The organism is Dorea sp. AM13-35, assembly GCF_003473885.1.
Classification (GTDB): Bacteria; Bacillota; Clostridia; order Lachnospirales; family Lachnospiraceae; genus Dorea_D; species Dorea_D hominis.
On the sequence record NZ_QUCZ01000004.1, the window covers coordinates 22,597 to 37,371 of the forward strand.

Sequence of the window (14,775 nt, forward strand, 5' to 3'; positions counted from 1 at the left end):
AAAAGATAAGGCTGAAAAGAAGGAGAATACTACATGTTACAAATCCAACATATATGCAAGGAATACCGGACAGCGAATCTCGTCCAGAAAGCACTGGATGATGTGAGCCTGAATCTCAGGGATAATGAATTTGTTGCAATTCTTGGACCGAGCGGTTCTGGTAAGACAACGCTTCTGAACATTATCGGCGGGCTGGACCGCTATGACAGCGGTGATCTGGTGATTAATGGAATATCGACGAGAAAATACAAGGACAGAGACTGGGATTCATATCGGAACCATACGATTGGATTTGTGTTTCAAAGTTATAATCTGATTCCACATCAGACGGTACTTTCAAATGTGGAACTTGCACTGACGATTTCAGGAATCGGCAAGGAAGAGCGGAGAAAACGTGCGATAGAAGCACTGGAGCAGGTAGGACTCGGAGAACAGTTACATAAGAAGCCGAACCAGATGTCCGGGGGACAGATGCAGCGTGTCGCGATCGCGAGAGCGCTTGTCAATGATCCGGATATTTTACTGGCAGATGAGCCGACCGGTGCGCTGGACAGCGAGACAAGCGTACAGGTTATGGATCTTCTGCGTGAAGTGGCAAAAGACCGCCTGGTTGTAATGGTTACGCACAATCCGGAGCTTGCGCAGGAGTACGCAACGAGGATTGTGAAGTTAAAAGATGGAAAGATCCGCTCGGATTCCGATCCATATATTCCGAAGCAGGATGAAGAGAAAGTTCCGGTTCATCAGAACATGGGCAAATCTTCTATGTCATTTTTAACGGCGCTTGCACTTAGCTTTAATAACCTGAAGACGAAGAAGGCGCGAACACTTCTGACTGCATTTGCAGGTTCCATCGGAATCATTGGAATTGCACTCATTTTGGCACTTTCGACCGGAGTGAATGATTATATCCAGTCGGTGGAAGAAGATACGCTTTCTGAATATCCGCTGCAGATCCAGAGCACCGGATTTGACATTTCTTCAATGATCGTCGGAATGAGTGGTAATGACAGTGATTCAGACAGCGCAAAAGATAAAAAAAGTACAACGAATACAAAAAACAAAGCGGATCAGCAGGTGAAAATTTTCAAAAATGTGACGGAAATGTTCAGCAAGATGAATTCCAATGACCTCAAGTCTTTGAAGAAGTATCTGGACAGTGATCAGTCGGATGTTCGAAAATATACGAAATCTATCGAATATTCCTATAATATAACACCACAGATCTACAGAGATACTGGCAAGAAGATCCGTAAAGTGAATCCGGATCAGTCATTTTCGGCAATGGGACTTGGCTCCTCCGTTGGAACGAACAGTATGATGTCCAGCATGATGAGCACCAATGTATTTTACCGGATGCCGAATAACCCGGATTTGTATAAGGGGCAGTATAACATTAAGGCAGGACGCTGGCCGCAGGATTATAACGAGTGCGTTCTTGTGCTGACACCGGATGGAAGTATGAGTGATTTCCTTCTGTATACACTGGGACTTCGTAATATCAAAGAGCTGGATGATATGGTCCAGAATTTTATCGACGAGAAGAATATAAAGATGCCGGGAGATATTGGAAAATATACTTACCGTGATATTATGAATGCGAAGTTCAAGCTGGTAAACGCTTCGGATTATTATCAGTATGACAGCAAATATAAGGTCTGGAAGGATAAGTCCGGTAATCAGAGTTATCTGAAGAAACTGATGAAAAATGCGGAAGATATAAAGATTGTCGGTGTTGTACAGCCGAAAAAGGGCGGAAAAGCTGCATCACTGACACCGGGAATTAACTATCCGGCTTCGCTTGTACAGCATACGGTACAGGAAGCAAAGAACAGTAAGATCGTAAGAGAACAGTTGAAAAATAAGAAAAAAGACATTTTCACCGGAGAAAAGTTCGGAAAGCCTGATAAGAAAAAAGGCATGGATATGAATTCTATGTTTGCGGTTGATCAGGATGCGTTAAAAAATGCTTTCGGTATGGATACAAGTGCATTTTCAGGCAGTATGAAGAATGCATTTTCCGGGGATTCCCTAAATATGCAGAAATTATTTGAAAATGCCGGAAAGTCTATGGATCTGTCGAAAATGATCGATTTAGACAAAATTGCAATGAACCTTGAAGATATGCCGGATCTGCAGTTGGATGATATGGTGAAGAATCTGCAGGTCGCAGTAAAACCGGGTGGTATGGAGAAGTTATCGGCAAGTCTGATGCTTGGCTATAACGAGTATGTGAAGACACATCCGGAAGCGGATTATTCGAGTCTGGACAGTGCGTTTGCGGCATATCTGAAGACGGACAGTGCGCAGACAATCCTTAAGACGAATATGAAAGCTATTTTGAAAAAGCAGGGAAAAGTAACGCTTACGACCGAACGTATGCAGGAGCTTGTCACAGATGTGCTGAAAGGCTTCCAGCAGTATGAGAAGGCAAACAACCTGACGGATCCTGATAAATTCAGTGAATATTTGCAGGCATATCTGAAAACAGACGGTGCAGTGAGTATCATGAATACGTGGGCGGACAAAGTATTTGCGGATATGGATATCCAGATTACGGATGCAGAGATGGATAGTCTGTCTTCACAGTTGTCAGCAGGATATCTGGTGTATGCGAAGAAAAATAACAAGCCTGATCCGACGAAGATGGGGCAGTATTTTCTGGATTATATCAGCACGCCGGATGGTCAGAAATACCTGGCAGCAGGACTTACGCAGGCAATCGACATGGATAAACTGGAAAAACAGATTTCCAAATCTATGGGAACTTATATGAAAGGGGCGATGGGAACATACAGCAAAGCATTGTCGAAAACATTGCAGAAACAGATGACTTCTGCGATGAAGCAGATCACCAGTCAGATGACAAAAGGTATGCAGACAGCAATGACACAGGCAATGTCAAATATCGGTACGCAGCTTCAGAATGCCATGAAGATCGATCCTTCAGCATTTGCCAAAGCATTTAATATGAATATGAGCCAGGATGATCTGATGGAACTGTTTATGTCAATGAGTGGTCAGGAAAAGGCAACTTACGAAGGAAATCTGCAGAAACTTGGTTATGCTGATTTTGCGAAGCCGAGTACGATTTCCCTGTATCCGAAGAATTTTGACGCAAAAGCAAAGGTTGTCGATATTCTGGATAATTATAATAAAAAGATGGAAAAAGCCGGAAAAGATGAACAGGTAATCACCTATACGGATATTGTGGGTACAATGATGAATTCGGTAACAGATATTATTAATATCATCAGTTATGTACTGATTGCATTTGTGGCAATTTCGTTGATCGTATCTTCGATCATGATCGGTGTTATTACTTATATCAGTGTACTGGAACGTAAGAAGGAGATCGGAATCCTGCGTGCGATCGGAGCATCCAAAGGAAATGTTTCACAGGTGTTTAATGCCGAGACATTTATCATTGGTCTTTGTGCAGGGCTTATGGGAATCGGACTGACGCTTCTGATTCTTGTTCCTGCAAACATGGTGATCCATACACTGACAAATAATACCAATATAAATGCAGTCCTTCCGGCTGTGCCGGCGCTTGTGCTGATCGTGCTGAGTGTCATTCTGACACTTCTTGGCGGATTGATCCCGTCCAGAAAAGCAGCAAAGAGTGATCCGGTGACAGCACTCCGGACGGAATAAAAGTATTTGAGAAAAGTGGTTAAAAGCGATTTTGTGGCAACGCTTTAGACAGAGTAAGAGTATAAGTAGAATGAGAGTGCAGGAAAATAAAAACAAGAAGGTGAACAGACAATGAAGAAAGAACTGGAATATTTCGCTATTGAGGGGGCATTTGGCGGAAATCAGGACTGGTTCAGTAATGTAGTTATGAATATGGGTGGCTGCGCTGCGGCAACGGCGTGCGACAGCTGTATCTATTTTGCAAAATATATGGGAATGCGTGCATTGTATCCCTACGATATCAACAATCTGACAAAAGAAGATTACAAGCGGTTCAGCCAGGTGATGAAGCCTTACATCCGTCCAAGAGTGGGCGGTGTCCGCAAATTATCCTGGTATGTGGATGGGTTCAGCAAATATATAGCGGCTGTGCAGGCGAAGCTGGATATAGAAGAAGCCGGATTTTTAAATATACGCATGCAGGAAATATCCGGTGATGTAGAATATGCAGAGGCATACCGGCGGATCAAGAGCCAGATCGATGCAGGACTTCCGGTTCCGTATCTGATGTTGAAACATAAGAATACCGAAGAATTTAAGGATTTCACATGGCACTGGTTCCTGGTTGTCGGTTATGAAGAGAAGGATGAAGATATGCTCATCCGTATTGCGACATATGGCGAGGAAATTTGGCTGTCGCTCCGGAAGATGTGGGCCACCGGCTATGAGGAAAAAGGCGGGATAGTGTTGTATACGATTTAATTTTTAATTTGGGACGGGGATTTTCTAGAAAATCCCCGTCCCAAATTAAAATTCCCCTGTCCCTTTTTAGAAAATCCCTGTCCCCTCTTTACGAAAAACGGTTTTTCAGTTACAATAATAGCCGAGTATGTAAAATTACAGGAAAAAGTGAGGATATAAAAAATGGCAAATCCAGTAGTTACAATTGAAATGGAAAATGGAGATATTATGAAAGCGGAGCTGTATCCTGAGATTGCACCGAATACAGTAAACAATTTCGTTTCTCTCGTTAATAAAGGATTCTACAACGGACTGATCTTTCATCGTGTGATCAGTGGATTCATGATCCAGGGCGGATGTCCGGATGGAACAGGAATGGGTGGTCCGGGATATACGATCCGTGGCGAATTCATGCAGAATGGTTATGCGAACAGCCTTGCGCACACAGAAGGTGTACTGTCTATGGCGAGAGCCATGCACCCGGATTCAGCAGGATCCCAGTTTTTCATCATGCACAAGAACTCCCCACATCTGGACGGCGCTTATGCTGCATTTGGTAAGATCATCGAAGGTATGGATGTGGTAAATAAGATTGCTGCAACCGATACAGATTACAGTGACAGACCGTTAGAAGAACAGAAGATGAAGAGTGTAACGGTTGAGACATTCGGAGAGACTTATCCTGAGCCGGAGAAAGTTTCATAATAAGATGAAAGAAACAAAGAAGACCGTGTGCTGCACCTTACCGGGTGCAGCCTGATATTTTATGGCTGGAGGCATATAACAGATGGATATGGTTCAGACAGATAATCTGATATTTGAATATGAGAAGCGGGATGAAGAAGGTAACGTGACCGGAACGTACCGCGCAATTGACGGGGTGAATATAAACGCCAGAGAAGGGCAGTTTATTGCCATTTTGGGACATAACGGTTCCGGAAAATCAACGCTGGCAAAGCATATGAATGCAATATTAGTTCCAACCGGCGGCACGATGTGGGTGAGCGGTTGGAATACAAAAGAACCGGAGCATCTGTGGGATGTCAGACAGTCGGCGGGAATGGTATTTCAGAATCCGGACAATCAGATCATCGGAACAGTTGTGGAAGAAGATGTAGGATTCGGTCCGGAGAACCTTGGAGTTCCAACAGATGAGATCTGGACACGTGTGGAAGAAAGTCTGAAAGCAGTCGGTATGCTGGAATACAGACACCATTCGCCAAACAAGCTGTCCGGCGGACAGAAGCAGCGTGTGGCAATTGCGGGCGTAGTGGCGATGGAGCCGAAGTGTATCGTGCTTGATGAGCCTACCGCGATGCTGGATCCGGTCGGAAGAAAAGAAGTTCTGAAAACAGTTCAGAAGTTAAGAAAAGAGAAACATGTGACGGTGATCCTGATCACGCACTATATGGAAGAAGTCATCGATGCGGATCAGATCTATGTTATGGATCATGGTCATGTAGTTATGCAAGGAACACCGAAGAAGATATTTTCGCAGGTAGATAAATTAAAAGAGTACCGCCTGGATGTACCGCAGGTGACACTCCTTGCAGATACACTTCGTAAACAGGGAGTGGATATTCCGGAAGGAATTCTGCGAAAGGAAGAGTTGGTGGAAGCATTATGTCGATTAAATTAGAACATTTGAATTATGTATACAGTGCAGGAACCGCCTACGAAAAACAGGCATTGAAGGATGTATGTCTGGAAATTCCGCACGGAGAATTTGTAGGGATCATCGGTCATACAGGATCGGGCAAATCCACGCTGATTCAGCATCTGAATGGACTGGTAAAGGCGACATCCGGTGCACTTTATTATGATGGCAAGAATATTTACGAACCGGGATATAATATGCGTGAACTGAGAAATCAGGTCGGACTTGTATTTCAGTATCCGGAGCATCAGCTTTTTGAAGTGGATGTTATGAGTGATGTCTGCTTTGGGCCGAAGAATCAGGGACTGAATCCGGATCAGTGTATGGAATGTGCGCTGGAGGCATTGAAACTTGTTGGATTAAAAGAAAAATATTACAATTCTTCGCCTTTCGAACTCTCGGGTGGGCAGAAAAGACGTGTAGCGATTGCAGGTGTGCTTGCCATGCACCCGAAGGTACTTGTACTGGATGAACCAACAGCGGGACTGGATCCGAAAGGACGTGATGACATTCTGGATCAGATCGCTTATCTGCATACGCAGAGAGATATGACAGTTATTCTGGTGTCCCACAGTATGGAGGATATTGCCAGATATGCTGATCGCATTATCGTTATGAATAAAGGCGAAGTGATGTACAATGACTGTCCGCGCAAGGTATTTGAACATTATCGGGAGTTGGAGCAGGTAGGGCTTGCAGCACCGCAGGTAACTTATATTATGCATGATCTGAAAGAACAGGGATTTGCAGTGGAACCAAATGTAACAACCGTGGAAGAAGCGGCTGCGCAGATTAAGAAGGCACTGGAGAAGAGAAAATGATTCGAGATATTACAATAGGACAATATTATCCGGCAAAAAGTGTGGTCCACAGACTGGATCCGAGAGTAAAACTGATATGTACACTGCTGTATCTGATCTCGCTTTTCTTATTCAGCAGTATTCCGGGATATCTTGTGGCAACGGTATTTCTGATCTGTGTGATCCACATTTCCAAAGTTCCTTTTTCTTATATTGTAAAAGGACTGAAGCCGGTGATCATGCTGCTTATGATCACAGTATTATTTAACCTGTTTCTGACAAGACAGGGAGACGTGCTGTTTCATGCATGGATCTTTACAATCACAGAAGGTGGTCTTCGTACTGCGGTATATATGGCAATCCGGCTTGTTTATCTGATTATTGGTTCTTCGCTGATGACATTTACGACAACACCGAATGAGCTGACAGATGGGATCGAAGCGGTGCTTCATCCACTGAATAAGATTCATGTGCCGGTACATGAGATTGCGATGATGATGTCAATCGCACTCCGGTTTATTCCGATTTTGCTGGAAGAGACAGATAAGATCATGAAAGCACAGCTTGCAAGAGGTGCGGATTTCGAGAGCGGTAATATACTGCAGAGAGCGAAAAGCATGGTGCCGATCCTGGTACCGTTGTTTGTATCGGCATTCCGCCGTGCAAATGACCTTGCGATGGCGATGGAAGCCAGGTGCTACAGGGGCGGCGATGGGCGCACGAAGATGAAGCCACTTCGCTATAAGAGCAGAGATTATGCGGCTTATATCATTGTGATTGCATATGTGGTCGCAGTGGTCGCGATCGGTCGTGGTGTGCAGTTGCATATCTGGGTATTTTAAATAAGCGGTGATGGCATCAACAAAAGAATCAATGTGAAATGATGGCAGTATTTTTAAAGTTCCAGGAGAACATAAATGAGCAGAAGAGTGAAATTAACGGTTGCCTATGACGGTACGGATTACTGCGGATGGCAGATTCAGCCGAATGGAATCACCGTAGAAGAAGTATTAAATAAAAAAATCAGTAAGCTGACGGGAGAGGATATCCGGATCATCGGAGCAAGCCGTACAGATTCCGGTGTGCATGCACTGGGAAATGTTGCCGTTTTTGATACGGAGTCTTCCATTCCGCCGGAGCGCATGGCTTATGCATTGAATCAGAAACTGCCGGATGATATTGTCATCCGGCAGTCTTGTCAGGTACCGGATGACTGGCACCCGCGTTATCAGGATCATGTAGTTAAAACATATGAATATCACATTTGTAATGCGCCGGTGCCAAATCCGCTGAAACGAAGATACAGTACACATGTTTCGTTCCCGATGGATGTAGAAGCGATGAAAAAAGGTGCAGCGTATCTGATCGGGGAGCATGATTTTGTGAGTTTCTGCAATATTAAGACAAACGTGGAAGACACAGTGCGTACGGTTTATGCGCTGGATATCATGCAGGAAGGGGAAGATATTACCCTTCGAATCACAGGAAATGGATTTCTCTATAATATGGTCCGTATCATTGCCGGGACGCTGATACGTGTCGGTAGGGGATTTTACGAACCGGAACGGGTAAAAGAGATTCTGGATGAGAAAGTCCGTACAGCAGCAGGCGTTACAGCACCGCCGAACGGACTTGTACTTGTGGAAATCGGCTATAATGATTCGGAAAATGGTGGATATTCCGAAGAAGAACGAAGATAAATGTGGAAAAGTCAGCAAAAAGAGCAGGAGATTAAGATGTATTACGTAGGAATTGATATTGGTTCAACCGCTTCTAAAGTAGTTGTGCGTGGAGAAAAAGAATTACATTTCGTTTTGCCAACAGGATGGAGCAGCAAGGAGACCTGTCAGATCATTAAAGAAAAATTAGAGACAGAAAATATAGATGTTCTGTCAGACGAGACAAAAGTAGTGGCAACCGGATATGGACGTGTTGCGGTTGAGTTCGCAGATTTTGTTATCACAGAGATTACCTGTCATGCAAGAGGGGGACGCGAAATGGCGGGTGATGACTGCACGATCATTGACGTAGGCGGTCAGGATACAAAAGTAATTCTTGTGGAACATGGAATGGTACGGGATTTTCTGATGAACGATAAATGTTCAGCGGGAACGGGAAAATTTCTGGAAGTTATGGCAAACCGTCTCGGCGTGACGCTTCAGGAACTGTTTGAACTGGCAGCGGAAGGGGAAGTGCTTCCAATCAGTTCTCTGTGTACGGTATTTGCAGAGTCAGAAGTCATTAATTATATTGGAGAAGGAAAGAAAAGAGAAGACATTGCAGCGGGTGTTGTAGATTCAGTGGCAGCCAAAGTTGCCCAACTCAGCCAGAGAAAAACACTTTCCGATAAGGTGATCCTGACAGGCGGTTTAAGTGACAGTGTCTATTTTACAGATATTTTGTCAAAGAAGTTAGGATGTGTGGTTGAGACAACGAAAAATGGAAGATACGCAGGTGCTTTGGGGGCAGCACTGCTTGCAAAAGAGAAGAAAAAACGTTAAAACAGGAGGAATAACAAGAAAATTCACAAAAATCTAAAAAAAGTCTTTTTATTTTTTCTGCAAATATGGTATTATAGATAACACTAATCTATTGGGAGGTTAAGTATATGGAAAATCTTTTTGTGATTGTTCCGGTATTTGGAGTTGTCGCATTGCTCTTTGCCGCATATCTTGCAGCAAAAGTAAGCAGACAGAGTGCCGGTAACGAAAGGATGAGAGAGATCGCAGGAGCGATCAGTGAAGGAGCCCAGGCCTTCCTCACAGCAGAATACAAGATTCTTGTCGTATTCGTGCTGATTTTATTCATCTTGATCGGAGTCGGGATCAAGAGTTGGGTAACTGCTGTATGTTTTGTTGTGGGAGCATTATTCTCCACACTGGCTGGTTACTGTGGTATGACTGTAGCAACGAAGGCAAATGTCAGAACAGCGAATGCTGCAAAAGAGTCCGGTATGAACCGTGCACTCTCCATCGCATTTTCAGGTGGTGCTGTAATGGGGATGTGTGTAGCAGGACTTGGTGTTCTCGGAGTAAGCGCAATCTATGTGATCACGAAGAACGTAGAAGTCCTTTCCGGATTCAGTTTAGGTGCTTCTTCTATTGCATTATTTGCCCGTGTTGGTGGTGGTATTTATACAAAAGCTGCTGACGTTGGAGCGGATCTTGTTGGTAAGGTAGAAGCAGGAATCCCGGAAGATGATCCGCGTAATCCGGCCGTAATCGCTGATAACGTAGGAGATAACGTAGGTGATGTTGCCGGTATGGGAGCGGACCTTTTCGAGTCTTATGTTGGTGCGCTGATTTCTGCGCTGACACTCGGAGTTGTGTATTTCCAGGTATCCGGAGCACTGTTCCCGCTTCTAATCTCAGGATTGGGACTGATCTCATCTATCCTTGGTACATTCTTTGTTAAGGGTGATGAGAACTCCAACCCACACAAAGCACTGAAGATGGGATCTTATGTATCCAGTATTTTGGTATTGATCGTTGCGTTTTTTGCAAGCAAATACTGCTTTGGTAATTTTAACGCAGCAATCTCTGTAACAGCAGGACTGATCGTTGGTCTTCTGATCGGTATCATCACAGAAGTTTATACTTCAGGTGATTACAAATCTGTAAAAGAGATTGCAGAACAGTCTGAGACAGGATCTGCAACAACGATCATCAGTGGTATTGCTGTTGGTATGAAGTCTACAGCTATTCCGATCCTACTGATCTGCGTAGGTATTTTTGTGGCTTATACAGTCAGTGGACTTTACGGAATCGCTCTGGCGGCAGTCGGTATGCTGTCTACAACTGCAATTACAGTTGCTGTAGACGCATATGGACCGATCGCAGACAATGCCGGTGGTATCGCTGAGATGTCAGGTCTTGATCCAAGTGTTCGTAAGATCACGGACAAGCTGGATGCTGTTGGTAACACAACTGCAGCTATGGGTAAAGGATTTGCCATCGGTTCTGCAGCGCTTACAGCACTTGCTTTATTTGTATCTTATGCAGAAGCAGTTCAGTTAAAGAATATTGACATTCTGGACAGCCGTGTAATCATTGGATTATTTATCGGTGGTATGCTTCCGTTCCTGTTCTCAGCTATGACAATGTCTTCTGTATCGAAGGCTGCATATCAGATGATCGAGGAAGTAAGACGTCAGTTCAAAGAGATGCCAGGCATTATGGAAGGAAAAGAGAAGCCGGATTACAAGTCCTGCGTAGCGATTTCTACAACAGCAGCACTTCACGAGATGCTGGTTCCTGGTGTGATGGCAGTACTGTCACCGCTTGCAGTTGGTCTGTTACTTGGACCATCCGCGCTTGGCGGACTTCTGGCAGGAGCACTTGTAACAGGTGTTATGATGGCAATTTTCATGTCTAATGCAGGTGGTGCATGGGACAATGCGAAGAAGTACATCGAAGATGGCAATCATGGTGGAAAAGGAAGTGAGGCTCACAAAGCAGCCGTTGTCGGAGATACCGTTGGTGATCCGTTTAAAGATACTTCCGGACCGTCTATTAACATTCTGATTAAGTTAATGACGATCGTATCACTTGTATTTGCACCATTATTCCTGTCTGTAGGCGGAATCCTGTAAGGTGATCCACAAGATAATCAAACAAAACTAATAAGATAAGTGGTCGGTCAGAGTCTGTCACACTGGGCAGTGAAATAAGGCTTTGTTCGTTAAAATTAAAAATTTCATATGGTATAACAAAAGAAGCAGTATTTTCAGGGGGATAAAAATACTGCTTCTTTTTCACGTACTGACAATTTTATAGAAAATTCATATTCTTTTTTTCTCATGAAGCCGGGAAAGGTCTAGAAGACAGGGCAAGTTTGTGGTAAGATAAGAAACGGAGATTAAACGCAACTAATATGCAAATGTATAAAGAAAAGAGGTAACTATATAATGACAAAAGTAGATATTATTTCCGGATTCCTCGGAGCCGGAAAGACAACATTTATTAAACAACTGGTACAGGATGTATTCGCAGGAGAGAAACTGGTTCTGATTGAGAATGAATTTGGTGAGATTGGAATTGACGGTGGTTTCTTAAAAGATGCAGGAATTGAGATTACAGAGATGAACTCCGGATGCATCTGCTGTACACTGGTTGGAGATTTTAGTAAGGCGCTCGTAAAAGTTCTGGATGAGTACAAACCGGACCGTGTAATCATCGAGCCTTCAGGAGTTGGAAAATTATCCGATGTAGCAAGAGCAATCGAAGACGTGAAGAAAGATGCAGATATCGAGATCGAAGGAAGAATTACGATCGTTGATGGTAAGAAAGCTAAGATGTATCTGAAGAATTTTGGCGAGTTCTTTAAGGATCAGGTAGAGCATGCTTCTACAATCGTTGTCAGCCGTACACAGATGATGGCAGATGAGAAAGTAGAAGATTGTGTAAAGATGCTGCGTGAAGAGAATGAGAAGGCAGCAATTATTTCCACACCGTGGGATCAGCTTGGAAAAGAAGCAATCCAGCATGCACTTCATGCAGGAGCAGAGATCGAAGGGCTGTTCGAGGATAAAGAAGGTCACGGACATCATGAACATCATCATGATCACGAAGATCACGACCATGAGGAGCACGGCTGCTGTGGACATCATGAGCATCACCATGATCACGATCATGACCATGAGGAGCACGGCTGCTGTGGACATCATGAGCATCACCACGATCACGATCACGAGTGTGGATGTGGCTGCGGACATGACCACGATCACCATCATCACCATCATGCAGATGATGTGTTTACAAGCTGGGGCAAGGAGACTGCTCACAAGTATATAGAAGAAGAGCTGGATTTGATCCTGAAAGCATTATCAGAGACAGATGGTTATGGAACAATCCTTCGTTCCAAAGGAATTATCGCTATGGAAGACGGAACATGGAGACAGTTTGACCTTGTGCCGGAAGAGTACGAGACTCGTGAGTGCCAGGCAGATTATACAGGACGTATCTGTGTCATTGGTACAGATTTGAAAGAAGAAAACCTGATGAAGTTATTCCATTTATAAAATATCATTTTTAATGATGGAGTTTTAAATCAGGATATAGAAGGAGAAACAAATGGGAACAACACCGATTTTTATTTGTACCGGATTTCTGGACAGTGGTAAGACAACACTGATCAAAGATACTTTGATGACACAGGACTGGATCGAACCGGGACTTACACTTCTGATCGTATGTGAGGAAGGTGAGAAAGAGTTTTCACCGGAATATTTGAAGATGAAGAATATGGTAATGCTGCAGGTAGAAGAGGAAGAGCAGCTGAATCCTACATTTTTCAAAAATTGTTTGAAGAATTACCAGCCGACACAGGTTGTGATTGAGTTCAATGGTATGTGGAAGTTGGAAAAACTGATTAAGATGCGTTACCCACGTGGATGGGAGATTCAGGGAATCTACTCTACTGTGGACGGAACAACACTGGATATGTATCTGACAAATATGCGTAATATGCTGATGGAGCAGCTGACAGAATCTTCACTGATCATTGTTAACCGCTGTGACCGCAACATGAGCCGTGCCGGATTCCGCCGTGCCTTGAAGGTACAGAATCCGATGGCACAGCTGATTTTTGAAGATCTGGAAGGCAAGATCATTGAACCGTCAGAGGACGATCTTCCATATGATGTAAAGGGAGACAAGATTGTGATTGAGGATATGGATTTCGGTGTATGGTATGTAGATGCATATGATCATCCGGAATTGTATCTGCACAAGGAAGTTGAATTTACAGCGCAGGTACTTATCCCGAGAGGAATGGGAGATGACATGTTTGTGCCGGTGCGTAAGATTATGACCTGTTGTGCAAATGATGTCCGTTATTACGGATATCCGTGCAAGATCACAGATGGAACAAAGGTTAAGAAGAATCAGTGGGTACATGTGCGGGCAAGATTTGAGTATGAAGCAGTCATGTATCCGGACCGTAAGCAGCCGGTACTTTATCTGGAAGAACTGACAGAGGCGGAGAAACCGAAAGATGATGTAGTATTTTTGGGATAATGTAATTACAGACAGATCTGTCTTTTCAGGCAGATCTGTTATTATATAATAAGCCTCTGGCGAGATGCACACTCGCATGAGAGGTAGAGCGTTGCATATAACCGCGCTCCTGGCACGAGAATATGCAAGGCACATTAAAAAAAAGGAGAGAAAAGGTATGGCGAGAGGAGAAGGCGCCTGTCTGGTGTGCGGGAAATCGTTAGTATACACAGAGAAGGCAGAAAAGTTAGAATGTCAGATGTGCCATCAGATATTTGAAAGTTATGCGTGCTGTGAAGATGGACATTATGTATGTGATAGCTGTCATGAGAAAAAAGGCGTAGAAGTGATCATGGAAGAAACGGGCAAAACGACTTCGGTGAATCCGATTGAGATTATGCAGGAGATTATGGAGAATCCATACATTTACATGCATGGACCGGAACATCATATTCTTGTCGGAGCAGCACTTCTGGCGGCATATAAGAATGCAGGCGGAAAAGTGGATTCTTTTGAAGATGCACTGGAAGAAATGCGGCATCGTGGCAGTGAATATCCGGGTGGTGCCTGTGGAATGTGGGGCTGCTGTGGAGCTGCAGTGAGTACGGGCATTTTCATGAGCATTATTTTAAAGGCTACACCGCTTACCGGAAAATCCTGGGGAAGAGCAAACCGCATGACTGCCAGAGCATTAGAGGCAATCGGTGAGGCGGGCGGTCCAAGATGCTGTAAACGGGATTCCTTCAAGGCTGTGACAGAAGCAGTGAATTTTGTGGAGAAGGAGTTGGGTGTGAAGATGGAACTGCCAGAGAAGATATGTTGTACATTTTCAGATGAAAATGCACAGTGCCTGAAAGCACAGTGCCCGTATTATAAGAATTATGAGAGTACGAAATACGGAGCAATTCGTAAGGTCTCTTCTGATCCTGCATTATTACAATAAGGT

The 14,775-nt window shown here is 44.0% G+C and carries 12 protein-coding genes; all 12 read left to right on the forward strand.

Annotated features, from left to right (window positions below; translation table 11 throughout):
* Window positions 1–33 precede the first annotated feature (33 nt).
* The 12 genes from DW152_RS05845 (at window position 34) to DW152_RS05900 (ending at window position 14,772) form a co-directional block, all read left to right on the forward strand.
* Entirely contained in the window at window positions 34–3,657 is a 3,624-nt protein-coding gene (locus tag DW152_RS05845; RefSeq protein WP_118288177.1) for an ABC transporter ATP-binding protein/permease, read from the forward strand.
* A gap of 111 nt (window positions 3,658–3,768) precedes the next feature.
* A complete protein-coding gene (locus tag DW152_RS05850; RefSeq protein ID WP_021860102.1) occupies window positions 3,769–4,398 on the forward strand; it encodes a hypothetical protein in 630 nt (209 codons plus the stop codon).
* Between the two features lie 162 nt (window positions 4,399–4,560).
* Window positions 4,561–5,082 (forward strand): peptidylprolyl isomerase, encoded by a 522-nt coding sequence (locus DW152_RS05855; RefSeq protein ID WP_117536826.1) that lies wholly within the window; start codon window positions 4,561–4,563, stop codon window positions 5,080–5,082.
* Between the two features lie 82 nt (window positions 5,083–5,164).
* Window positions 5,165–6,016, forward strand: a complete 852-nt coding sequence (locus tag DW152_RS05860; protein ID WP_021860104.1) for an energy-coupling factor transporter ATPase — start codon at window positions 5,165–5,167, stop codon at window positions 6,014–6,016.
* The gene (locus tag DW152_RS05865; protein ID WP_021860105.1) at window positions 6,001–6,855 is read left to right on the forward strand and encodes an energy-coupling factor transporter ATPase; all 855 of its coding nucleotides are present in this window, start codon (window positions 6,001–6,003) and stop codon (window positions 6,853–6,855) included. The genes DW152_RS05860 and DW152_RS05865 overlap by 16 nt, the downstream gene beginning before the upstream one ends.
* Entirely contained in the window at window positions 6,852–7,676 is an 825-nt protein-coding gene (locus DW152_RS05870) for an energy-coupling factor transporter transmembrane component T family protein (RefSeq protein WP_117536825.1), read from the forward strand. Before DW152_RS05865 ends, DW152_RS05870 begins: the two co-directional genes overlap by 4 nt.
* A gap of 75 nt (window positions 7,677–7,751) precedes the next feature.
* The gene (gene truA, locus DW152_RS05875) at window positions 7,752–8,534 is read left to right on the forward strand and encodes a tRNA pseudouridine(38-40) synthase TruA (protein ID WP_118288178.1); all 783 of its coding nucleotides are present in this window, start codon (window positions 7,752–7,754) and stop codon (window positions 8,532–8,534) included.
* Window positions 8,535–8,570: 36 nt separating this feature from the next.
* Window positions 8,571–9,335: an acyl-CoA dehydratase activase gene (locus DW152_RS05880; protein ID WP_117537102.1), complete on the forward strand. Its 765-nt coding sequence runs from the start codon at window positions 8,571–8,573 to the stop codon at window positions 9,333–9,335.
* A 107-nt stretch (window positions 9,336–9,442) separates the two neighbouring features.
* Entirely contained in the window at window positions 9,443–11,425 is a 1,983-nt protein-coding gene (locus DW152_RS05885; protein ID WP_118288179.1) for a sodium-translocating pyrophosphatase, read from the forward strand.
* Between the two features lie 315 nt (window positions 11,426–11,740).
* Window positions 11,741–12,853, forward strand: coding sequence for a CobW family GTP-binding protein (locus DW152_RS05890; protein ID WP_118288180.1), 1,113 nt, complete (start codon window positions 11,741–11,743; stop codon window positions 12,851–12,853).
* Between the two features lie 52 nt (window positions 12,854–12,905).
* Window positions 12,906–13,850: a TIGR03943 family putative permease subunit gene (locus DW152_RS05895; protein WP_021860111.1), complete on the forward strand. Its 945-nt coding sequence runs from the start codon at window positions 12,906–12,908 to the stop codon at window positions 13,848–13,850.
* 157 nt (window positions 13,851–14,007) lie between these two features.
* Window positions 14,008–14,772 (forward strand): DUF5714 domain-containing protein, encoded by a 765-nt coding sequence (locus DW152_RS05900; RefSeq protein WP_021860112.1) that lies wholly within the window; start codon window positions 14,008–14,010, stop codon window positions 14,770–14,772.
* The last annotated feature ends 3 nt before the right edge of the window (window positions 14,773–14,775 follow it).

What these genes read in the sequence shown, in the direction of transcription:
- DW152_RS05845 (WP_118288177.1), top strand. Translation starts at nt 34, where the DNA reads ATGTTACAAATCCAACATATATGCAAGGAATACCGGACAGCGAATCTC.
- DW152_RS05850 (WP_021860102.1), top strand. Translation starts at nt 3,769, where the DNA reads ATGAAGAAAGAACTGGAATATTTCGCTATTGAGGGGGCATTTGGCGGA.
- DW152_RS05855 (WP_117536826.1), top strand. Translation starts at nt 4,561, where the DNA reads ATGGCAAATCCAGTAGTTACAATTGAAATGGAAAATGGAGATATTATG.
- DW152_RS05860 (WP_021860104.1), top strand. Translation starts at nt 5,165, where the DNA reads ATGGATATGGTTCAGACAGATAATCTGATATTTGAATATGAGAAGCGG.
- DW152_RS05865 (WP_021860105.1), top strand. Translation starts at nt 6,001, where the DNA reads ATGTCGATTAAATTAGAACATTTGAATTATGTATACAGTGCAGGAACC.
- DW152_RS05870 (WP_117536825.1), top strand. Translation starts at nt 6,852, where the DNA reads ATGATTCGAGATATTACAATAGGACAATATTATCCGGCAAAAAGTGTG.
- truA (WP_118288178.1), top strand. Translation starts at nt 7,752, where the DNA reads ATGAGCAGAAGAGTGAAATTAACGGTTGCCTATGACGGTACGGATTAC.
- DW152_RS05880 (WP_117537102.1), top strand. Translation starts at nt 8,571, where the DNA reads ATGTATTACGTAGGAATTGATATTGGTTCAACCGCTTCTAAAGTAGTT.
- DW152_RS05885 (WP_118288179.1), top strand. Translation starts at nt 9,443, where the DNA reads ATGGAAAATCTTTTTGTGATTGTTCCGGTATTTGGAGTTGTCGCATTG.
- DW152_RS05890 (WP_118288180.1), top strand. Translation starts at nt 11,741, where the DNA reads ATGACAAAAGTAGATATTATTTCCGGATTCCTCGGAGCCGGAAAGACA.
- DW152_RS05895 (WP_021860111.1), top strand. Translation starts at nt 12,906, where the DNA reads ATGGGAACAACACCGATTTTTATTTGTACCGGATTTCTGGACAGTGGT.
- DW152_RS05900 (WP_021860112.1), top strand. Translation starts at nt 14,008, where the DNA reads ATGGCGAGAGGAGAAGGCGCCTGTCTGGTGTGCGGGAAATCGTTAGTA.